Source organism: Sphingobium sp. FG58 (assembly GCF_057809055.1).
This window is the reverse complement of sequence record NZ_JBMDJF010000007.1, coordinates 138,747-158,783: the sequence shown is the minus strand read 5'-3', so window position 1 is coordinate 158,783 and position 20,037 is coordinate 138,747. Positions and strand designations below refer to the sequence as shown.

Genomic DNA, 20,037 nt, shown 5'->3' with positions numbered 1-20,037 from the left:
TCATGCCCCGTTTCAATAACCCACCGTCAATAGCCCATCAGGGCAAGCAGTTCGCGGCGGCTGGCACGATCGTCGAGAAAACAGCCGAGCAGGCGGCTGGTGACCATGGCGACGCCGGGGGTGCGCACGCCCCGGCCGGTCATGCAGCCATGCTGCGCCTCTATCACCACGGCAACGCCATGGGGCTGAAGATGGTCCTGAATGCTCTGCGCGACTTCCGCCGTCAGCCGTTCCTGCACCTGCAACCGCCGGGCAAAGCCGTGCAGCACGCGGGCAAGCTTGGATATGCCCACCACACGGTCGCGCGGCAGATAGGCGATCGACGCCTTGCCGGTGATCGGCGCCATATGATGTTCGCAATGCGACTGAAACGGAATGTCCTTCAGCAGCACGATCTCGTCATAACCGCCCACTTCCTGAAACGTGCGGGACAGATGGCGACCGGGATCTTCCTCATAACCGGTGCAATAGTCGCGCCATGCCCGGCCGACCCGTGCCGGCGTATCGCGCAAGCCTTCGCGTTCCGGGTCGTCCCCGGCCCAGCGAATAAGCGTGCGCACCGCATCCTGCACGGCCTGCGGCACGAGCGGGCGTCCTTCATCGTCGAAGGCATAATCACCAAGATCGCCGGGGATGAAATTCATGGCCTTTCCCTTTCGTTCATCAGGGGCCTGATGCAGCCTGCTTGCGGCAGGCAGGGCATTTGGGGCAACATGCCCAAAGGGGCATCGCATCCGCCGATCGCCCGCCAGTCTGTGAGTGACCATGTCCTTGTCCGAAATGATCGCCAACAGCGCGATCGCCGCCGTGATCAGCAACCCGCGCCTGCCCGACAATCCGATTGTCGAATGCAACGAAGCGTTCATCGCGCTGACCGGCTATACCCGCGATGAAATCGTCGGCCGCAATTGCCGCTTCCTGTCCGGGCCGGATACCGAACCCTGGCTGACCGAGACGATCCGCACCGGCGTGCGCGAACGGCGGCCGGTGCTGGTGGAAATATTGAACTATCGCAAGGACGGCACGCCGTTCCGCAACGCTGTGATGGTCGCGCCGATCTTTGGCGTCGATGGCGAACTGGATTATTTTTTGGGGTCGCAAATGGCGGTGGAAACCCCGGACGTTGCCGGGGCGGAGCGATCGTCGGGCGCGCGCGAACGGATCGCCGCGCTGACGTCGCGCCAGCGCGACGTGCTGATCGCGATGGCGGCGGGCAAGCTCAACAAGCAGATCGCCTGGGATCTGGGCCTGACCGAACGCACCGTGAAGATGCACCGCGCCGCGATGCTGAAGGCGCTTGGGGTGCGGACCGGGGCGGAGGGGATCAGGCTGGCGATCGAGGCTGGCTATTAGGAAGCTGCGCTGATGTGGGCGCTGCTGGGCATTGCGGTGATCGTTGCGGGTTTCGTGCTGCGCTTCAATCCGCTGCTCGTCATCCTGGCGTCGGCGGTCGTCACGGGGATCGCCGCCGGACTTGATCCGGTCGCCATCCTCGCGGCCTTTGGCAAGGCGTTCAACGAGGCGCGCTATGTCAGCATCATCTGGATTGTGCTGCCGGTCGTCGGCCTGCTGGAGGCGCACGGGTTGCAGGAGAGGGCGCGCGGGCTGATCGGGCGGATGCGCGGGGCGACGGTGGGTCGGTTTCTGACCGGCTATCTGCTGGTGCGGCAGGGGCTGGCCGCCGTAGGGCTGACATCGGTCGCGGGCCATGCGCAGACCGTGCGCCCGCTCGTCGCGCCGATCGCGGAGGCCGCCGCTGAACGGCAGTCGGGCGATTTGGACGATGCGGAGCGGGAGAAGGTCAAGGCGATGGCGGCGGCGACCGACAATGTCGGGCTGTTCTTTGGCGAGGATATCTTCCTCGCCATCGGATCGATCCTGCTGATCAAGGGACTGCTGGAGCAATATGGCATCAGCCTTGAACCGCTCCAACTGTCGGTCTGGGCGATCCCGACCGCGATCGCCGCCTTCCTGATCCACGGGTTCAGGCTGTGGCGGCTCGATCGTCGTCTGAACCGGGCGGATCGGCCATGATCACGCTCCATTGGGTCTATGCGCTGGCAGGCGCGATTTTTGCCGCCTTTGCGTTGCTGGGCGTCGGCGACAACAGCAATAAGCGTGCGCGGCGAACGGCTGCTTTCTGGGCCTTGCTGGCGCTGTCGATGTGGGCCGGGGATGCGCTGGGTGACCTTGGCAATGGCGTGCTGGTGCTGGGGCTGGTGGGACTGGCCGCATCCGGGTTGGGCCGGGGCAGCGGCGCGGTGGCGGAAGCGGAGCGGCAGGAACGGGCAGGACGTTTTGGCAACGGGCTTTTCGTCATTGCGCTGGTCATTCCGGTAACCGCGCTGGTCGGCACGCTGCTGTTCAAGGAGATGCCCGGCTGGGTCGATGGCAAGCAGGCGACGCTGATCGCGCTGGCGCTGGGCGTGCTGATCGCGCTGATCGCGGGGTGCCTGTGGCTGCGCGCCTCGCCAGTCGTGCCGCTGCAACAGGGGCGGCGGCTGATGGATCAGGTCGGCTGGGCGGCGATATTGCCGCAGATGCTCGCCAGCCTGGGCGCGGTATTCGCATTGGCAGGGGTGGGCGACGCGGTCGGCGGGCTGGTCAGCCAGGCGATCCCGCAGGGCAGTCTCTTAGGCGCAGTGATCGCCTATGGCCTTGGCATGGCGCTCTTCACCATCGTCATGGGCAATGCCTTTGCGGCCTTCCCGGTGATGACCGCCGCGATCGGCATGCCGCTGCTGATCCGCACCTATCATGGCGATCCCGCGATCGTCTGCGCCATCGGGATGCTGGCGGGTTTCTGCGGCACGTTGCTGACGCCGATGGCGGCCAATTTCAACCTCGTCCCCGCCGCCCTGCTGGAACTCAAGGACAAACATGGCGTCATTAGGCAGCAGGTCGGCACCGCCCTGCCGCTGCTCGCCGTCAATATAGCCCTCATTTACTGGCTGGCTTTCCCATGATGCATCTGACCCCCGACATGGCCAATGGCTTTGCCACGCTGACCCTGTCCCATCTGGGGCGGCGCTATCCCTATAAGATGGATCTGGTGCTGGCCGGACCGCAGGATGCGCGAGAACCGGCCGATCATCACCCGATCTTCCACGGCAGTTTCGACTGGCACAGCTGCGTCCATGGCTGGTGGCAGGTGATGCGCCTGCTGCGCCTTTACCCGGACATGCCACAGGCCGCTGCGATCCGGGCGCAGGCCGACGTGATGCTGGTGCCGGACAAGGTGGCGGGCGAACTCGCCTTTCTCGCGCGGCCCACCGCCACCGGTTTCGAGCGGCCCTATGGCTGGGCATGGGCGCTGGCGCTGCATGGCGAACTGGCGCGGCATGATAAGCCCTGGGCAGCAGCGGTCGAGCCGCTAGCGCTGGCGTTCGCGGCGCGTTTCCATGGCTTCCTGCCCAAGCTCACCTATCCGCTGCGGGTCGGCACCCATTTCAACATCGCCTTCGCGCTGGTGCTGGCCCTCGAATGGGCCGAGACGCGCGATCCCGCGCTGGTGGCGTTGATCCGCGACCGGGCGCTGCACTGGTTCGGCAAGGATCGCGCCTGTCAGGCATGGGAGCCGGGCGGCGACGAATTTCTCTCGCCTGCCTTGTGCGAGGCGCTGCTGATGAGCCGCCTGCTGCCGCGCGCCGATTTCGCCGACTGGTTCCACGCCTTCCTGCCCCATCTGGCACAGGGCGAACCGGCGACCTTATTCACCCCCGCGACCGTGTCCGACCGCAGCGACGGCAAGATCGCCCATCTCGATGGCCTGAACCTCAGCCGCGCCTGGTGCTGGCGCGCGATTGCCGCGGCGCTGGGACCGGACGACCGGGTTGCGGGGCTGGCCCTAGATGCAGCGGAACGCCACATCGCCGCCAGCCTGCCCCATGTCGCAGGCGACTATATGGGGGAACATTGGCTGGCGACGTTTGCGCTGCTGGCGCTGGAATGATCCTCCCCGACACGGGGAGGTGGCAGCCCGCAGGGCTGACGGAGGGGGCTATCGACGGGACGCCCCCCGGACCAATCAGTCCCGCAGCAGATCGTTGATCCCGGTCTTGGACCGGGTCTGGGCGTCCACCCGCTTGACGATCACGGCGCAATAGAGGCTGGGACCGGGGGTGCCGTCGGGCAGCGGCTTGCCGGGCAGGCTGCCGGGGACGATCACCGAATAGGGCGGCACTTCGCCCATGAAAATCTCGCCGGTGTTGCGGTCGATGATCTTGGTCGACTGGCCGATGAATACGCCCATCGACAGGACCGATCCCTTGCCGATACGGACGCCTTCGACCACTTCGGACCGCGCGCCGATGAAACAGTCATCCTCGATGATAACCGGGTCGGCCTGCAACGGCTCCAGCACGCCGCCAATGCCGACGCCGCCCGACAGATGGACATTCTTGCCGATCTGGGCGCAGCTGCCAACCGTCACCCAGGCGTCGACCATCGTGCCTTCATCGACAAACGCGCCGATATTGACGAAGCTGGGCATCAGGATCGCATTCTTGGCGATATGCGCGCCAGCGCGGGCAAAGGCACCCGGCACCGCGCGGAAACCGGCGGCGCGGAACTCCGCCTCGCCCCATCCGGCGAATTTGCTCGGCACCTTGTCCCACCAGAAGCCGCCACCGGGGCCGTTTTCGATCAGCGCATTGTCGTTGAGGCGGAAGGAAAGCAGCACCGCCTTTTTCAGCCACTGATTGACCTGCCAGCCGCCGTCCACCGGCTCGGCGACGCGGGCCTTGCCGCTGTCGAGCAGCGCCAGCGCGTCGTTCACGGCGTCGCGCACCGACCCTTGCGTGGTCAGGCTCACATTGGCCCGGTCCTCCCAGGCGGCGTCGATTATGGTTTGCAGGTCGGTCATGCATTTTCCCCAAGGATGCTGGCCAGAAAAGGCCTCAGATGGTCGGTCTCAAAATCGATAAAATCGGGATGATGGTCGTGATTGCCCGCTTCGGAGCCATTATTGACCCAGATCGTCGCCATGCCGATCGCCTTGGCGGGCCGCAAATTGCGGGCCATATCCTCGAAAAAGGCGGCACGGGTCGGATCGACATCATGGACCCGGCAGAGTTCGGCATAGCCCGACGGGTCGGGCTTTGGCACATATTGGCAGGCGTGAATGTCGTGGATCTGCTCGAACAGGTCTGAAAGACCCAGCCTCTCCAGCACGCGACCCGCATAGGCCGCATCGCCATTGGTGAAGATCAGGCGGCGGCCGGGCAAAGCGGCAATATGGGCGTTGAGATCGGCATCGACCGCCAGCCGGTCCATCGAAATGTCATGGACATAGTCGAGAAATTCGCGCGGCTCGATACCATGATGGTGCATCAGTCCCGACAGGGTGGTGCCATGCTCCATGAAATAGCGCTTTTGCGTCTGCCGTGCGACCACCGGGTCGCACCCCAGCAGCCCCTGGATAAATTCGCCCATCTTCACGTCGATCAGCGCGAACAGGTCCGCCTTCGCCGGATAGAGCGTATTGTCCAGATCGAAGATCCAGGTGTCGACATGGGCCAGATCGCCAAGCATGGCCGCGCCCTAGTCCTGTGCGCGGGCGAGGGCAAGAGCCACAACAAACCTTCTCCCCGTGGGGAGAAGGATACGCAGCCTTGGCCTGAAGGGCTTAGGCGAAGTTGGAAGAGGGGGATGGGCATGGCGTGCGGCGCACCCCCTCTCCGGCTGCGACTAGGCGGCAAAGCCGCCAAGTCTCGCTTCCCTCTCCCCATGGGGAGAGGGGGTCAGCCGCACCCCAGCGGCTCGCTATCATGATAAAAGGCCTGCACCGCCTGCCACGCCTCCTCGGCACTTTCGACCCAGGTGATGAGGTTGAGGTCGGCGGGCGCAATAACGCCTTCATCCGCCAGCGCCTCGAAATCGACGACGCGGTTCCAGAAGGCCTTGCCGAACAGCAGGATCGGGATCGGCTTCATCTTGCCGGTCTGTATCAGGGTCAGCAACTCGAACATCTCGTCGAACGTGCCGAACCCGCCGGGGAACACCGCCAGCGCCCGCGCGCGCAGCAGGAAGTGCATCTTGCGCAGCGCGAAATAGTGGAACTGGAAACTCAGCTCCGGGGTGACGAAGCGATTGGGTGCCTGTTCATGCGGCAGGACGATGTTCATGCCGATCGTGGTCTGGCCGACATCGGCCGCGCCGCGATTGGCCGCCTCCATGATCGAGGGTCCGCCGCCCGAACAGACGACGAAGTGGCGGCATCCCGCCTCATTCACCGGATATTGCGCTGCGATGCTGGCCAGCTTGCGGGCTTCATCATAATAATGCGCCTTCTTGCCCAGATTTTCGGCAATCCGCTTCTGCTCTGGCGTGGTTGCAGCGTCGATCCGCGCCTGCACCTGATCGGGTTCGGGAATCCGCGCGGAGCCATAGAAAACGAAGGTCGATTCGATTCGCGCCTCGTCCATCAGCAATTGGGGCTTCAACAGCTCCAGCTGGAAACGGACCGGGCGCAAATCGTCGCGCAGCAGAAATTCGGTATCCTGAAAGGCCAGCCGATAGGCGCTGCTGCTGGTCTGGGGTGTGTCGATCGCCTTGCGGGCGTCTGCCGCCTCCTGCCGTGCGGGGCGGAATTTGGACTCTTCAATGTCTTTCTTCGTCATTCGCACCAACTTAGTGCGCGGCAGTGACAAAGCCAAGTCTGCTACGTTCAGGCAGAAGGAGGCGGCCGCTCACAGCAGTTTTCCCGCCTGCGCGGGAACACAATCCATAACTGGACAGATTTCAGCGGCAAAACCCACCGCGTTTTTGTTTAGCGCTCAGCGGCAAAAGCCGCCGCGCCCGCCCATGTCGAAATGAAAATGGTCGTGATGGGCCGCGTTATAATCGGGGCTGAGGACGGTGTTGAACCGCTTGCAGGCGCTGGCATGGACGACTTGCAGGAACTGGCGCGTCTCCCGGTCGCCGCTCCAGCCCTGTTCGACACTGATCCTCCGCCCGTCCGCCAGCACGAAGGCGGCAATGTCGATCGCGTTGCTGTGCGCATGTTCGGACAATTTGCCGCTGCCCGCGATCGGGCGGCAATTATAGGTGCCGAACGTCTCGATCCGTACAATTTCCGTCCCCAATATGGTGCGCGCGGCCGGTTGCACGCCATAGCGCGCCCAGGCGGCGAAATTGGCCGCCAACTGGCAGGTCATTGCGCCAAGGTTGGTCGCAGGCACGCCAAAGTCGATCAGCTTGACGCTCCCCACCGCGCTGCATCCGCCACCGAACGTCCGGTCGGGCAGCGGGGTATAGGCGATCGCCTGCGCGTTCAGTTTCGCCAGGCACTGGCGCACTTCCATCGGCGGGGGCGCTGCCGGTCGGACGGGCTTGGAGACTCGCGCCACCCGCCCGCGCGGCACCAGATCGCCGCCGCACGCGCTCAGCATCATCGCCATCGTCACGGCCAGCGCCGCGCGCCGAAACATCCTCATCGTCATCGCCCGCTCTATCAGGAGCCAGCCATGGTAGCAGGACAAATCTTGCCGATGGTTAACGGGGCGCACGGCTCGTCGCGTTTTTGCAACCAGCTTGACAGTTCAGCCGAAATCTTTAGGGCGGCCGACGGGCCACGCGGTCCCAACGCCGCGCTGCTCTCTGTAAGGAGAAGCTACATGACTGATTTGACTGCCGTTGACGCCACCGTTGCGCCTGCCGTAAAGCCCGCAACCCTTCCGGCCCGTCCCTTTTTCTCGTCCGGTCCCTGTGCCAAGCCTCCGGGCTGGAGCGCCGCTGCGCTCGCCACGGAGTCGCTTGGCCGTTCACACCGGTCCAAGATTGGCAAGACCCGCCTAGCCTACTGCATCGACCTGATGCGCGAATTGCTGAACTTGCCCGACACCCACCGCATCGGCATCGTCCCCGGCTCCGACACCGGCGCGTTTGAAATGGCGATGTGGACGATGCTGGGCGCGCGCCCGGTTACGACCATCGCCTGGGAAAGCTTCGGCGAAGGCTGGGTGACGGATGCGGCCAAGCAGCTGAAGCTCGACCCCACCGTGATCCGCGCCGACTATGGCCAGCTGCCTGATCTGTCGACGGTCGATTTCAGCAACGACGTGCTGTTCACCTGGAACGGCACGACGTCGGGCGTCCGCGTTCCCAATGCGGACTTCATCCCCGCAGACCGCGAAGGCCTGACCTTCGCCGACGCGACCAGCGCGGTGTTCGCTTATGACATCGACTGGGCCAAGATCGACGTCGCGACCTTCTCCTGGCAGAAGGTGCTGGGCGGCGAGGGCGGCCATGGCGTGCTGATCCTTGGCCCCCGCGCCGTCGAGCGCCTCGAAAGCTACACCCCCGCCTGGCCGCTGCCCAAGGTTTTCCGGCTCGTCTCCAAGGGCAAGCTGACCGAAGGCGTGTTCAAGGGCGAGACGATCAACACCCCCTCGATGCTGGCGGTCGAGGATGCGATTTTCGCGCTGGAATGGGGCAAGTCGATCGGCGGTGCCGCTGGCCTGATCGCCCGCAGCGACGCCAATGCTGCTGCTCTGGACAAGATCGTGGCGGAGCGCGACTGGCTCGGCCATCTCGCGGTCGATGAAGCCTCGCGCTCGAAAACCAGCGTCTGCCTGACGGTCGCGGGTGCCGACGAAGCCTTTATCAAGGCCTTCGCTGCCCTGCTGGAAAAGGAAGGCGCGGCACTCGACATCGCCGGCTATCGCGACGCCCCCGCCGGGCTTCGCATCTGGTGCGGCGCGACCGTCGACACCGCCGACATCGAAGCGCTGGGCCCCTGGCTCGACTGGGCCTATGCGACCGTGAAGGCCGCTTAATTTAAAACAAAGTCGTCATTCCCGCGAAGGCGGGAATCCATCTCCCAGCCTATCGACAGGTGCAATGGCGGGAGATAGATCCCCGCCTGCGCGGGGATGACGGGACTATTTTCCAAAGGAAATACAGATGCCCAAAGTACTTATCAGCGACCAGATGGACCCCCGCGCCGCCGCGATCTTCCGGGAGCGCGGCGTCGAAGTCGATGTCATCACCGGCAAGACCCCCGAAGAGTTGAAAGCCATGATCGGCCAATATGACGGCCTCGCCATTCGCAGCTCGACCAAGGTGACCAAGGACATCCTCGACGCCGCCACCAACCTGAAGGTCATTGGCCGTGCAGGCATCGGCGTCGACAATGTCGACATCCCCTATGCGTCGGCCAAGGGCGTGATCGTCATGAACACCCCGTTCGGTAACTCGATCACCACCGCCGAACATGCCATCGCGCTCATCTTCGCGCTGGCGCGCCAGATCCCCGAAGCCAACGCCCAGACCCAGCAGGGTCTGTGGCCCAAAAACGGCTTCATGGGCGTGGAAGTCACCGGCAAGGTGCTGGGCCTCATTGGCGCGGGCAATATCGGCTCGATCGTCGCCAGCCGCGCGCTGGGTCTGAAAATGAAGGTCGTGGCCTTCGATCCCTTCCTGACGCCCGAACGCGCCGTCGAAATGGGCGTGGAAAAGGCAGATCTCGACACGCTGCTGGCCAAGGCCGACTTCATCACCCTGCACACGCCGCTGACCGACCAGACCCGCAATATCCTGAGCCGCGAAAATCTCGCCAAGACCAAGAAGGGCGTGCGCATCGTCAACTGCGCGCGCGGCGGGCTGATCGACGAAGCCGCGCTGAAGGATGCGCTCGATTCGGGTCAGGTCGCGGGCGCCGCGCTCGACGTGTTCCAGACCGAACCGGCCAAGGAATCGCCCTTGTTCGGCACCCCCAACTTCATCTGCACCCCGCATCTGGGCGCGTCCACCGATGAAGCGCAGGTCAATGTCGCGTTGCAGGTCGCCGATCAGCTGTCCGACTATCTGCTCGACGGTGGCATCACCAATGCGCTGAACGTTCCCTCGCTGAGCGCCGAGGAAGCGCCCAAGCTCAAGCCCTATATGGCGATTGCCGAGAAGCTGGGCAGCCTGGTCGGCCAGCTGGAAGGCGACCAGATCACTGGCGTCGCGGTCGAGGTGGAGGGCCATGCCGCCGAACTGAACCAGAAGCCGATCACCGCCGCCGTGCTGGCGGGCCTGATGCGCGTCTATTCGGACACGGTGAACATGGTCAACGCGCCCTTCCTGGCCAAGGAGCGCGGCCTTGACGTGCGTGAAGTGCGCCATGACCGCGAAGGCGATTATCAGACGCTGGTGCGCGTCACCGTCACCACCGAAAGCGGCCAGCGTTCGGTTGCCGGCACGCTGTTCGGCCACGCAAGCCCACGTCTGGTGGAACTGTTCGGCATCAAGGTGGAGGCCGACCTCGACGGCACCATGCTCTACATCGTCAACCAGGACGCGCCCGGTTTCATCGGTCGCCTGGGGTCGACGCTGGGCGCCGCCGACGTCAATATCGGCACCTTCCACCTCGGCCGTCGCAACCAGGGCGGCGAAGCCGTGCTGCTGCTGTCGGTCGACGGCACCGTCACCGAACCGCTCCGCTGGGAAATCTGCAACCTGACCGGCGTGAAGCAGGTCAAGGTGCTGCGCTTCGCGTGATCCATTTCAACTTCCGTTCGCCCTGAGTAGGGGTTGAGCGAAGTCGAAGACCCGTATCGAAGGGTAGCGCGCAATCCTTCGATACGCCATTTGACCTACGGTCGTCTGCGACTCCGACTTCGCTCAATGGCTACTCAGGACGAACGGAGTAGAATTGGTCGTATAATCCGCTAAAGGCGCAAGCCATGACCATGATCCCGCCCGGCCTTCTTCCCGAAGGATTATCCGACCGCCTGCCACCGCAGGCCGAAGCCTCCGCCCGGCTTGCCCGCCGCGTGCTGGATACGGTTGCGACCCATGGTTATGAGCGGGTCATGCCGCCGCTTGCGGAATTTGAGGATACGCTGACCCAGCGGCTCAAATCCATGCGCGCGCAGGATCTGGTCCGCGCGGTCGATCCGGTGTCGCAGCGCAGCCTGGCGCTGCGCCCGGACATGACGGCGCAGGTCGGCCGCATTGCCGCGACTCGTCTCGCCACCGCGCCGCGTCCGCTGCGCCTCTCCTATGCCGGGCCGGTGATCCGCCTCAAGGCCAACCAGTTGCGGCCGGAGCGGGAGAAATTGCAGGTCGGGGCCGAACTGATCGGCTCGGACAGCGTCGCCGCCGCAGTCGAGATCGTCAACGTCGCGATCGAGGCGTTGCAGGCCGCAGGCGTCAGCGGTCTCACCATCGATTTCACCCTGCCCGACCTCATCGACATGCTGGCCGCCGGGCCGCTGCCGCTGGCGGCGGACGAACTGGAAGCGGTCCGCACCGAACTCGACGCCAAGGATGCGGGCGCGCTCGTGGCGCTTGGCCCGCAAGCCGCCGCCTATCTCCCGCTGATCGAGGCGACCGGCCCGTTCCACGCCGCGATGGAGCGGCTGGAAGCCTTCAACGCGCAGCTGGGCGGGGCGATCGACAGCCGCATCGCGGGCCTGCGCGCCATCGCCAAGCCGATCGGCTGGGACATTACCCTGACGCTCGACCCGACCGAACGACACGGCTTTGAATATCAAAACTGGTTCGGCTTCTCGATCTTTGCCGAAGGGTTTATCGGCGAAATCGGCCGGGGCGGCAGCTACGCCATATTGCGCGCCGACGGGCAGGACGAACCCGCCATCGGCTTCTCGCTCTATCCCGACCCGCTGATCGACGCGGGCTTTGGTGACGAGGCACCCAAGCGCCTGTTCCTGCCACTGGGTGCGGATGCCACGCGCGCCGTGGAACTGCGCGCCGAGGGCTGGCACACAGTCGCCGCGCTGGTGGGCGATGAGGATGGCGCGACGCTGCGCTGCTCGCACTGGCTCGATGGCGCGGAACTTCGCGCCTTCTGACTTGACTTGGGGGCAGCCGCGGGGCTAACCGCCGCGCGAACAGGGTGCCCCATAATTCTGTCGGGCGCCCAATCGATCCTACCGGCATGTCGAGTCCCGTCGAAGGGCATGGCCGGTCCGCGCGGCGGGCGGAGATCTGTATCCATGGCAAATGTAACCGTGATCGGCGCCCAATGGGGTGACGAGGGCAAGGGCAAGATCGTCGACTGGCTGTCGGAGCGCGCCGATGTCGTCGCCCGTTTCCAGGGCGGCCATAATGCGGGCCACACGCTGGTGGTCGGCGAGAAAATCTATAAACTCTCGCTGCTGCCATCGGGCATCGTGCGCGGCACATTGTCGGTGATCGGAAATGGCGTGGTGCTGGACCCCTGGCACTTCCGCGATGAAGTCGCCAAGCTGACCGGGCAGGGTGTGTCGATCACGCCCGACAATCTCCAGATTGCCGAAACCTGCCCGCTGATCCTGCCCTTCCACCGCGACCTGGACGGCCTGCGTGAGGATGCGAGCGGTGCTGGCAAGATCGGCACCACCCGCCGCGGCATTGGCCCGGCCTATGAGGACAAGGTCGGCCGCCGCGCCATCCGCGTGTGCGATCTTGCCCATCTCGACGATCTCGGCCCGCAGCTGGACCGGCTGACCGCCCATCATGACGCGCTGCGCGCCGGTTTTGGCGAACCGCCGATCGATCGTGCCGCGCTGATGGCGGAACTGACCGAAATTGCCGACTTCATCCTGCCCTTCGTCAAGCCGGTCTGGCTGACGCTCAACCGCGCCAAGGCGGCGGGCAAGCGCATCTTGTTCGAGGGCGCGCAGGGCACCCTGCTCGACATCGACCATGGCACTTATCCCTTCGTCACCTCGTCCAACACGGTGGCGGGTACGGCGGCGAGCGGCACCGGCCTTGGCCCCAATGCGGCGGGCTTCGTACTGGGCATCGTCAAGGCCTATACCACCCGCGTCGGCTCCGGCCCGTTCCCCACCGAACTGGAGGACGCCACCGGCCAGCGGCTGGGCGAACGTGGCCATGAATTTGGCACCGTCACCGGGCGCAAGCGCCGCTGCGGCTGGTTCGACGCGGTGCTGGTGCGTCAGTCGATCGCGGTGTCGGGCGTCACCGGCATCGCGCTGACCAAGCTCGACGTGCTGGACGGGTTCGACACGCTCAACATCTGCGTCGGCTACAAGATTGGCGACCAGACCTACGACTATCTGCCCGCCCATGCGCAGGATCAGGCGAAGGCACAGCCGATCTACGAAACGATCGAAGGTTGGCACGACACCACCGCCGGCGCACGCAGCTGGGCAGACCTTCCCGCGCAGGCGATCAAATATATCCGCCGGATCGAGGAACTGATCGGCTGCCCGGTCACGCTCGTATCCACCAGCCCAGAGCGCGAGGATACCATCCTGGTGCGCGATCCCTTCGCGGATTAAGGGCGATGGCCGAAAAGTTTGAACGGCATAGGCAGCCCTGGACTCAGGACGAGATCCAGAAGCTGCACCTGCTGGCGAAGAAGGGCATGGGCCTGAAAGCCATTGCCAAGGCGCTGACCCGGACCGAGGAATCAACCAAGGCCCGCGCCAAGGAAGATGGGTTAAATATCGCCAAGCTGCGTTAACGGCGCCCCGCCATGCGCCGGTCGATCCAGACCAGTGCATGGCCTGCCGCGACGAAGCCGATGGCGATCAGCACGGCATTGACCAGCACTGCCCCGATACCCAGCTTCGCGACGTCGATGAAGGGATAGGCATAGCGCCCCTCCACCATGCCGCGCAGCAGCGCGTAGGGCAGGTAGAGCGCGGGAAACAGCGCCCATCCCCACGGGTCGCGCCAGCGCAACTGCCCGCGGCGTGCAAAGCCGATCCACCACAAGGGAGCCAGCACGGGCGTCACCTTGTGCAACAGCGTATCGGCCAGCAATGCGCCGCCGCTCAACTCCAGTAGGCCGCGGAGCAGCAGCCCATAGACGATCCCGACCAGCAGGATCGCCAGCACCACCCCTGCCAAGCGCCGTGGATGCGGCCGACCACCCAGCGCGACCCAGCCAAAAGTCAGCACGACCAGCAGATTGGCCAGCACGGTGAAGAAGCGCAGCAGCACCCAGAGTGTGGCCGCGACCGATCCGGTCTGGTCCAGCGTCGCCCCGAATTGCACCGCAAGTCCCGCCAGCGCGACCAGGGCCACGATCGCCGCCGCTATCCTTGCTGTCATGCCCGATCCTCCTCACCCGCCGCGATCACTGTCGCCGCGACCAGATCACCGGTCACGTTCAGCGCAGTGCGACACATGTCGAGCAGCCGGTCGACGCCGAGCACCAGCCCGATCCCTTCGGGCGGGATGCCGACCATCCCAAGTATCATCGCCACCACCGGCAGCGATCCCGCCGGCACCCCTGCCGTGCCGATGCCGCCTAATATGCACATCATCATCACCATGACCTGTTGCGCGATGCTCAGCTCGATACTGAAAAACTGGGCGAGGAAGATCACGGTAATCCCCTCGAACATCGCCGTGCCATTCTGGTTGGCGGTCGCGCCGATGGTCAGGACGAAGCGGGCGATGCGGCGGGGCAGGCGCAACTCCTCTTCCGCCACGCGCAAGGCGGTCGGCAGGGTCGCGTTGGAGGAGGCGGTGGCAAAGGCCATGACCGTCGCCTCCTGCACAGAGGCGAAGAAGCGCCAAGGCGATCGTTTGGCGATGAAGGCGATCAGCAGCGAATAGACGCCGAACATCTGGATCGCCAGCGCCAGCAGCACCACGCCGACATAGGCGGACAGGCGGATCAGCAAGTCCCAGCCGAAATGCGCGGCCAGGTTGAACATGAAGCAGGCGATGGCGATCGGGGCCAGGCGGATGACCAGCCCCATCAGCCGCATCGTCACCGCCAGCAAGCCCTCCATCGCGCTTAGCAGCAATTGGGTCTGCGGCGTGCGCACTAGCATCAGCCCGATGCCAAAGAACAGGGCAAAGACCATCACCGCCAATATGTCGTTGCCCGCCATGGCCGCGACGATATTGTCGGGGACGATCGCGATGAAGGCGGCCATCCCCTGCGGCGCGTCACTGCCCCGGCTCAGTATCGCCTGCGCGCCCGGTCCTGCCTCGCTCAGCATCGCCCGCGCCATGGCCGGGTCGATCCCCGCGCCCGGCCGCAACAGATCGACCACCAGCAGGCTGACCGCCACCGCAATGGCCGACACGACCAGCGTATAGACCAATGTGCGCAGCCCCACGCGGCGCAGGGCGCGAATCTCCCCCATCTCGGCGATGCCGACGATCAGCGCCGACACCAGCAGCGGGATGACCAGCATGAACAGCAGGCGCAGGAAAATCTGGCCGATCGGCCCGGTGACATAGGTGGTGACATGATCGACCCAGCGCGCATCCGGCGCGGTCATATAGACGGCAAGGCCTACCACCAGCCCGATGATGAACCCGGCCAGCATCTGCCACTGGAGCGATACCGCCGCGGTCCTTGTGCCGGTTTCAGCGCTTGGTTCGGGGCTCGTGCCGGTCAATCGCCTGTCCTTATGTTACCGTAGCTGCCCAACGGTCCGGCACCGGTGCGGGTTGCACCAAAGGCCAGTCATTTCGCTATAGCATCGAGGGAGCTTTTCCGCGCCTCTTGCGTTAGCGCGGTCCTGTCCCTTGGAGACCAGCATGATCGTCGATCCCGTCCCCAGCTTACGCCGCATGGCGACAGAAGTGTGGAAGCCGCTGACCTTACTGTTCGTGTGGGACTGCGCCGTCACGATCACTTATTATGTGCTGCCGTTCAAGGCGCCCGAACTGCCGCTGACCATCTTCGGCACCGCGCTGGCGCTGTTCCTGGGGTTCCGGTCCAATTCGGCCTATCAGCGCTGGTGGGAAGGGCGCACCCTGTGGGGCGCGATGATCAACGCCTCGCGCAGCCTGGCGCGCGCGACCCGCAATTTCCTGCCCGATCCCGAAGGGCGCGATTTGAAGCGCGAAATCGTCAAGCGCCAGATCGCCTATGTGAACGCGCTGCGCTGCCAGTTGCGGCGGCTGCCGATCGATGACGATGTCACCCGTTTCCTGGAGGAAAAGGACAAGGGGCTGGCTCTGGCCCGCACCAATCCGGCCAACGGCCTGCTCGACAGCACCGGGCGGCGCATCGACATTGCTCGGCGCACAGGGTGGATCGACACGATCCAGCAGACCCAGATGGAGGCGGTGCTGGTCGACATCGCCAATGCGCAGGGCGGGATGGAGCGGCTCAAAAATACGCCGCTACCGGTGCAATATCGCTATCTGCCGACTATCTTCACCCATCTCTTCTGCCTCTTCCTGCCGATCGGGCTGGTCGAGACGCTGGGGCTGGCGACGCCTTTGGGGTCCACCGTTGCGGGCCTCATGTTCCTGGCGGTGTTGCGGATCGGCGACGATCTGGTCGATCCCTTCGCCAACAGCGTGCATGACGTATCGCTCAACGCCATGTGCCGCACGATCGAGATCGACCTGCTCCAGTCCATCGGCGACCCTGCACCGGAACCGCTCAAGCCCGCGCGCGGGGTGTTGTGGTGAGGGCTTAAACCCTCTCCCTTTGAGGGAGAGGGTGTGCCAAGCCAACGCAAGCCAGCCGCCTCTGCGTCGAACCCCCTCTTCCAAGTCCGCCTAAGCGACTGCGTCGCCAAGGCTTCCTATCCTTCTCCCCGGCGGGGAGAAGGCGATGACTACCCCTTGCGCTCGTCATCCACCATGTCGGGGGCCAGCTCCAGCCCGGCGCGGCCATGCGCGGCGGTATGCGCCGGCGCCTTGGGATGGGGGACGTCGATCGGCTCCTCGACCTCCAGCATCCCTTCCCATTTGGTGATGACCGACGTGGCGATCGCGTTGCCCAGCACGTTGGTGGCGGTGCGGCCCATGTCCATGAAATGATCGACCGCCAGGATGAAGGCGACGCCCTCGACCGGCAGGTCGAACTGGCCCAGCGTGGCCGCGACCACCACCAGGCTGGCGCGCGGCACGGCGGCGATGCCCTTGCTGGTCACCATCAGCACCAGCAGGATCGTGATCTGGGTCGCGATCGGCAGGTCGATGCCATAGGCCTGCGCGATGAAGATGGTCGCGAAGGTGGAATACATCATCGACCCGTCAAGGTTGAAGCTGTAGCCCAGCGGCAGCACGAAGCTGTAAATCCGCCGCGGCACGCCGAAGCGGTCCAGCTGCTCCAGCATCTTGGGATAGGCGGCTTCGGACGATGCGGTGGAGAAGGCGATCAGGATCGGTTCGCGGACATAACGGATCAGCGTGAACATCCGCTTGCCCAGGAATATCGATCCCGCCGCGAACAGCAGCAGCCACAGCGCGCCCAGCGCAATATAAAATTCGCCGATCAGCTCACCAAAGGTGACCAGCACGCCCAGCCCCTCGGTCGTCACCACTGACGCGAGCGCGCCGAACACCGCGAAGGGGGCGACGCGCATGACATAACCGGTCACCTGCAACATCAGTTCGACCATCGATTCGATGACGGTGACGACCGGCTTGCCCTTTTCGCCGATCGCGGTCAGCGCGACGCCGACGAACAACGAGAATACGACGATCTGGAGGATCGAATTTTCCGCCATCGCACCGACCATGGAGGTCGGAAAGACGTGGAGGATGAAGTCGCGGAAATTGAGCGCTTCGGTATTCACGCCCGATTCCGCGCCCGACCGGACCAGGTTCAGCCCTTCGCCCGGCGCAAAGAAATTGACGAAGATCAGACCCAGGGTCAGCGAAATCAGGCTGGCGATCACGAACCAGGCAAGCGCACGCCCGCCGATCCGCCCCAGCGCGGCGCTGTCCCCCATATGGGCGATGCCCGCGACCAGCGTGGAGAAAACCAGCGGCGCGATGATCATCTTGATCAGGTGGAGAAATATGTCGGCCAGCAGGTGGAAATAGCCAGCCACATCCTTGGCCAGCGTCTTGTCGCTGCCAACCCACAGATTGGCTGCGAAGCCTACAATCACCCCCAGGACCATGCCGGTGAGAATGAAGGCCGTCAGTCTGTTACGCATCCGTGTCCCTCTAGGCCGCTGGAGCCAAAGCTCCGCGCTTCTTTTACGTCTGTCAGGCCGACACCTAACAGGCCCATGGGCCACCGGCAATCGGCGCGCGTCAGGGGGCATCAGCATAGACGAACAAGCGCGCGCTTTCCGCGCCTCGCTTCGTCCGAAATGGTGGCGTCAGAAGCGCTTAAGGGTAGAGAAAACCCTCGCTCCAGCCATCGCCCGCGCGGGTGAACAGCCGCCGCTCATGCAGGCGATGCTCGCGATCCTGCCAGAATTCGATCCGCTGCGGCGTGACGCAAAAGCCCGACCAATGCGGCGGGCGTGGCACAGGCCCACCCTCGAACCGCGCTCGTTCAGCCTCATAGCGGTTCATGAAGGTCTGGCGGTCGGGCAGGGGGCGGGACTGGTCGGATGCCCAGGCACCCAGCTGGCTATCGCGGCTGCGGGTCGCAAAATAGGCGTCGGCGGTCGCATCATCGACCGGGCCGACCGGGCCTTCGACCCTGATCTGCCGCCGCGCCGATTTCCAGTGGAACAGCAAGGCAGCATGGGGATTGGCCAGCAGTTCGCCCGCCTTGCGCCCCTCAAAATTGGTGTAAAAGACAAAACCGTCCGGGCCGTGCCCTTTCAGCAGCACCATCCGCACCGACGGATGGCCGTCCGCGTCTGCGGTGGCGAGCGACATGGCGTTGCTGTCGTTGATTTCACTCTCGCGCGCCTGGGCGTACCAGTCGTCGAACAGGGCAAAGGGATCGGTCATGCCCGGTCTTTAGGGGCGGGACGCGGCCCTGTCGATACGGGCTGACCGAAGGGGAGGGGGTGCCAGCGCGACACCCCCTCGCATCCTCAGAAGCGGAAACCCAGACCCGCCGACCAGCTGGTATAGTCGCCAGCCTTGATCAGGTTGAAGTTCAGCCGGATGAGGTCGCGGGCGTTGCGCGCCGATTCTTCGCGGCCCCTGATGCCCAGCGACAGGGTCATTTCGTGGAAAGTGCTATAATAGAGCTTGTCGCCGGTATAGTTCGTCAGCGCATAGCTGGCCCGAACCGACGTATTGCGCCCGAACCCGCGGAATTTGAGCGGCAGGTCATAGGCCAGCCCGTTGCGGAATGCCCAGTTTTTCAGGCCCGGATTGACGTTATAACCGGTAAATCCGGTGCTCATCGTCGATGTGTAGCCGATCATGTTGCCGATGATCAGCCGACCCCGGCCCAGTCCGTCCAGCACATAGCGGCTGGCCACCGTGGTGGAGATCATATGGCCGAGCGAACCCAGTTGATCCGACCCCGTGATGCCGTAGCCGATCCGCGGTTCGAGCGACCAGCGCTGCGCGATCAGCGGAAATTCGACACCGACGCCGAACTGGGCGGTCGCGGCGCGCGCGCCATTCACTTCGGAATAGCTGACCGGCAGATCGAATTTCAGCAGGGCGCGGCCGCCTTCGCTCAGGCGGAAGCTGCGCGCAATCCGGCCGTCCACGCGCATGAAGTCATAGCGACCGCCATCCGACGAACCGCCGCTATAATTGGCGCCGACGATCCACGGGTCGCCCGCCGTGTTGGTGCCGCCATTGGCCGCCTGTTCGATCGCCGAATCGCCCGACGACAGGTCCAGGCTGGATCGGATCAGGCCGCTCTGCACCGAATTGGGGTTGCCCGCGAGCGGATCGACCGGCGAATAGCGCGCCAGCGATTTGAGGAGCAGGCGCACGAGCCGCTCGGCTTCGGCGCTGTCGACCTCGTCCAGATATTCGTTGAACAGGTCGTAGGAGGACTGGCGCGTTACCCCGTTGAAGCGGTTCTGGTAGGTTTCGCCTTCCGCATCGAGCGCGGGGATAGAGATGCGGAATACCGAGCTGTTGGCGTCATAAAAGCCATAGATTGGCAGGCCGCGAAAATCGATGACGCCGCTGACCGGCAGCAGATCATTATATTGCGCGCCATAACGCTCGCGCAAACGCTGCGGATTCATGAAATCCTGGCCGTCATTGGCGATGTCCAGGCCATAGCTGTCGGTCAGGGCGCCGCCGCCGGGCAGACCCAGCGTCACGCCAATGCGGAACAGGCTTTCCAGCTGGTCGAGCTGCTGCGGCGTTGGCGGCGGCGGGCCGACCTGCGCCTGCGCGGTGGTCGCGATCGGGCCGAGCATCGACAGGGCGGCCACGGCACCCCAAGCAAATTTCTGAAACATGATTTAACCCCCAAAATACTCGCAT

At 64.6% G+C, this 20,037-nt stretch carries 20 protein-coding genes; 10 read left to right on the top strand and 10 right to left on the bottom strand.

What is annotated here, in order from left to right:
• Positions 1–26 precede the first annotated feature (26 nt).
• Positions 27–644 (bottom strand): GTP cyclohydrolase I FolE, encoded by a 618-nt coding sequence (folE, locus tag ACODR8_RS11095; RefSeq protein WP_119750327.1) that lies wholly within the window; start codon positions 642–644, stop codon positions 27–29.
• 121 nt (positions 645–765) lie between these two features.
• On the opposite strand from folE, the gene ACODR8_RS11090 reads away from it, so the two are divergent.
• Genes ACODR8_RS11090 through ACODR8_RS11075 form a run of 4 tightly spaced genes read left to right on the top strand, consistent with a single transcriptional unit; the run spans position 766 to position 3,952 of the window.
• Entirely contained in the window at positions 766–1,353 is a 588-nt protein-coding gene (locus ACODR8_RS11090; RefSeq protein WP_294136649.1) for a response regulator transcription factor, read from the top strand.
• A 12-nt stretch (positions 1,354–1,365) separates the two neighbouring features.
• On the top strand, positions 1,366–2,034 hold the full coding sequence (locus ACODR8_RS11085) for a DUF969 domain-containing protein (RefSeq protein ID WP_489007280.1): 669 nt from the start codon (positions 1,366–1,368) through the stop codon (positions 2,032–2,034).
• On the top strand, positions 2,031–2,966 hold the full coding sequence (locus ACODR8_RS11080) for a DUF979 domain-containing protein (protein ID WP_489007279.1): 936 nt from the start codon (positions 2,031–2,033) through the stop codon (positions 2,964–2,966). Before ACODR8_RS11085 ends, ACODR8_RS11080 begins: the two co-directional genes overlap by 4 nt.
• Positions 2,963–3,952 carry a DUF2891 domain-containing protein gene (locus tag ACODR8_RS11075; protein WP_489007278.1) on the top strand — a complete coding sequence of 330 codons (990 nt, stop codon included), beginning with the start codon at positions 2,963–2,965 and terminating at the stop codon, positions 3,950–3,952. The genes ACODR8_RS11080 and ACODR8_RS11075 overlap by 4 nt, the downstream gene beginning before the upstream one ends.
• Before the next feature lie 75 nt (positions 3,953–4,027).
• Here ACODR8_RS11075 and dapD read toward each other — a convergent pair whose 3' ends face one another.
• The 4 genes from dapD to ACODR8_RS11055 form a co-directional block, all read right to left on the bottom strand.
• Positions 4,028–4,864, bottom strand: coding sequence for a 2,3,4,5-tetrahydropyridine-2,6-dicarboxylate N-succinyltransferase (gene dapD / locus ACODR8_RS11070; protein ID WP_489007277.1), 837 nt, complete (start codon positions 4,862–4,864; stop codon positions 4,028–4,030).
• On the bottom strand, positions 4,861–5,532 hold the full coding sequence (locus ACODR8_RS11065; RefSeq protein WP_489007276.1) for a pyrimidine 5'-nucleotidase: 672 nt from the start codon (positions 5,530–5,532) through the stop codon (positions 4,861–4,863). Before ACODR8_RS11065 ends, dapD begins: the two co-directional genes overlap by 4 nt.
• 209 nt (positions 5,533–5,741) lie before the next feature.
• The gene (locus tag ACODR8_RS11060) at positions 5,742–6,620 is read right to left on the bottom strand and encodes an LOG family protein (RefSeq protein WP_489007275.1); all 879 of its coding nucleotides are present in this window, start codon (positions 6,618–6,620) and stop codon (positions 5,742–5,744) included.
• Between the two features lie 156 nt (positions 6,621–6,776).
• Entirely contained in the window at positions 6,777–7,442 is a 666-nt protein-coding gene (locus tag ACODR8_RS11055) for an extensin family protein (RefSeq protein WP_489007274.1), read from the bottom strand.
• Positions 7,443–7,616: 174 nt separating this feature from the next.
• Between ACODR8_RS11055 and ACODR8_RS11050 the strand changes: the two genes are divergently transcribed.
• From ACODR8_RS11050 to ACODR8_RS11030, 5 genes are all read left to right on the top strand, one after another.
• Positions 7,617–8,777, top strand: coding sequence for a phosphoserine transaminase (locus ACODR8_RS11050; protein WP_489007273.1), 1,161 nt, complete (start codon positions 7,617–7,619; stop codon positions 8,775–8,777).
• A 127-nt stretch (positions 8,778–8,904) separates the two neighbouring features.
• A complete protein-coding gene (serA, locus tag ACODR8_RS11045; protein ID WP_217674126.1) occupies positions 8,905–10,485 on the top strand; it encodes a phosphoglycerate dehydrogenase in 1,581 nt (526 codons plus the stop codon).
• A gap of 185 nt (positions 10,486–10,670) precedes the next feature.
• Positions 10,671–11,801, top strand: coding sequence for an ATP phosphoribosyltransferase regulatory subunit (locus tag ACODR8_RS11040; protein ID WP_489007272.1), 1,131 nt, complete (start codon positions 10,671–10,673; stop codon positions 11,799–11,801).
• A gap of 144 nt (positions 11,802–11,945) precedes the next feature.
• A complete protein-coding gene (locus tag ACODR8_RS11035) occupies positions 11,946–13,235 on the top strand; it encodes an adenylosuccinate synthase (RefSeq protein WP_489007271.1) in 1,290 nt (429 codons plus the stop codon).
• 5 nt (positions 13,236–13,240) lie between these two features.
• A complete protein-coding gene (locus tag ACODR8_RS11030) occupies positions 13,241–13,420 on the top strand; it encodes a hypothetical protein (protein ID WP_017181657.1) in 180 nt (59 codons plus the stop codon).
• Here the strand turns inward: ACODR8_RS11030 and ACODR8_RS11025 are convergent.
• On the bottom strand, positions 13,417–14,013 hold the full coding sequence (locus ACODR8_RS11025; RefSeq protein ID WP_489007270.1) for a Pr6Pr family membrane protein: 597 nt from the start codon (positions 14,011–14,013) through the stop codon (positions 13,417–13,419). The two genes, ACODR8_RS11030 and ACODR8_RS11025, sit on opposite strands and share 4 nt — an antisense overlap.
• Positions 14,010–15,320 carry a dicarboxylate/amino acid:cation symporter gene (locus tag ACODR8_RS11020; protein ID WP_489007269.1) on the bottom strand — a complete coding sequence of 437 codons (1,311 nt, stop codon included), beginning with the start codon at positions 15,318–15,320 and terminating at the stop codon, positions 14,010–14,012. Before ACODR8_RS11020 ends, ACODR8_RS11025 begins: the two co-directional genes overlap by 4 nt.
• 142 nt (positions 15,321–15,462) lie before the next feature.
• Here ACODR8_RS11020 and ACODR8_RS11015 point away from each other — a divergent pair, with 142 nt between their 5' ends.
• Positions 15,463–16,347 (top strand): bestrophin family protein, encoded by an 885-nt coding sequence (locus tag ACODR8_RS11015; protein WP_489007268.1) that lies wholly within the window; start codon positions 15,463–15,465, stop codon positions 16,345–16,347.
• A 149-nt stretch (positions 16,348–16,496) separates the two neighbouring features.
• On the opposite strand, the gene ACODR8_RS11010 is transcribed toward ACODR8_RS11015, so the two are convergent.
• The 3 genes from ACODR8_RS11010 to ACODR8_RS11000 form a co-directional block, all read right to left on the bottom strand.
• Positions 16,497–17,828 (bottom strand): dicarboxylate/amino acid:cation symporter, encoded by a 1,332-nt coding sequence (locus ACODR8_RS11010; RefSeq protein ID WP_489007267.1) that lies wholly within the window; start codon positions 17,826–17,828, stop codon positions 16,497–16,499.
• A gap of 178 nt (positions 17,829–18,006) precedes the next feature.
• Entirely contained in the window at positions 18,007–18,582 is a 576-nt protein-coding gene (gene pdxH / locus ACODR8_RS11005) for a pyridoxamine 5'-phosphate oxidase (protein ID WP_489007266.1), read from the bottom strand.
• 86 nt (positions 18,583–18,668) lie between these two features.
• Entirely contained in the window at positions 18,669–20,012 is a 1,344-nt protein-coding gene (locus ACODR8_RS11000) for a hypothetical protein (RefSeq protein WP_489007265.1), read from the bottom strand.
• Positions 20,013–20,037 lie beyond the last annotated feature (25 nt).

Coding starts and splice junctions, on each gene's coding strand:
- folE (WP_119750327.1), bottom strand. CDS start 644: ATGAATTTCATCCCCGGCGATCTTGGTGATTATGCCTTCGACGATGAA.
- ACODR8_RS11090 (WP_294136649.1), top strand. CDS start 766: ATGTCCTTGTCCGAAATGATCGCCAACAGCGCGATCGCCGCCGTGATC.
- ACODR8_RS11085 (WP_489007280.1), top strand. CDS start 1,366: ATGTGGGCGCTGCTGGGCATTGCGGTGATCGTTGCGGGTTTCGTGCTG.
- ACODR8_RS11080 (WP_489007279.1), top strand. CDS start 2,031: ATGATCACGCTCCATTGGGTCTATGCGCTGGCAGGCGCGATTTTTGCC.
- ACODR8_RS11075 (WP_489007278.1), top strand. CDS start 2,963: ATGATGCATCTGACCCCCGACATGGCCAATGGCTTTGCCACGCTGACC.
- dapD (WP_489007277.1), bottom strand. CDS start 4,864: ATGACCGACCTGCAAACCATAATCGACGCCGCCTGGGAGGACCGGGCC.
- ACODR8_RS11065 (WP_489007276.1), bottom strand. CDS start 5,532: ATGCTTGGCGATCTGGCCCATGTCGACACCTGGATCTTCGATCTGGAC.
- ACODR8_RS11060 (WP_489007275.1), bottom strand. CDS start 6,620: ATGACGAAGAAAGACATTGAAGAGTCCAAATTCCGCCCCGCACGGCAG.
- ACODR8_RS11055 (WP_489007274.1), bottom strand. CDS start 7,442: ATGACGATGAGGATGTTTCGGCGCGCGGCGCTGGCCGTGACGATGGCG.
- ACODR8_RS11050 (WP_489007273.1), top strand. CDS start 7,617: ATGACTGATTTGACTGCCGTTGACGCCACCGTTGCGCCTGCCGTAAAG.
- serA (WP_217674126.1), top strand. CDS start 8,905: ATGCCCAAAGTACTTATCAGCGACCAGATGGACCCCCGCGCCGCCGCG.
- ACODR8_RS11040 (WP_489007272.1), top strand. CDS start 10,671: ATGACCATGATCCCGCCCGGCCTTCTTCCCGAAGGATTATCCGACCGC.
- ACODR8_RS11035 (WP_489007271.1), top strand. CDS start 11,946: ATGGCAAATGTAACCGTGATCGGCGCCCAATGGGGTGACGAGGGCAAG.
- ACODR8_RS11030 (WP_017181657.1), top strand. CDS start 13,241: ATGGCCGAAAAGTTTGAACGGCATAGGCAGCCCTGGACTCAGGACGAG.
- ACODR8_RS11025 (WP_489007270.1), bottom strand. CDS start 14,013: ATGACAGCAAGGATAGCGGCGGCGATCGTGGCCCTGGTCGCGCTGGCG.
- ACODR8_RS11015 (WP_489007268.1), top strand. CDS start 15,463: ATGATCGTCGATCCCGTCCCCAGCTTACGCCGCATGGCGACAGAAGTG.
- ACODR8_RS11010 (WP_489007267.1), bottom strand. CDS start 17,828: ATGCGTAACAGACTGACGGCCTTCATTCTCACCGGCATGGTCCTGGGG.
- pdxH (WP_489007266.1), bottom strand. CDS start 18,582: ATGACCGATCCCTTTGCCCTGTTCGACGACTGGTACGCCCAGGCGCGC.
- ACODR8_RS11000 (WP_489007265.1), bottom strand. CDS start 20,012: ATGTTTCAGAAATTTGCTTGGGGTGCCGTGGCCGCCCTGTCGATGCTC.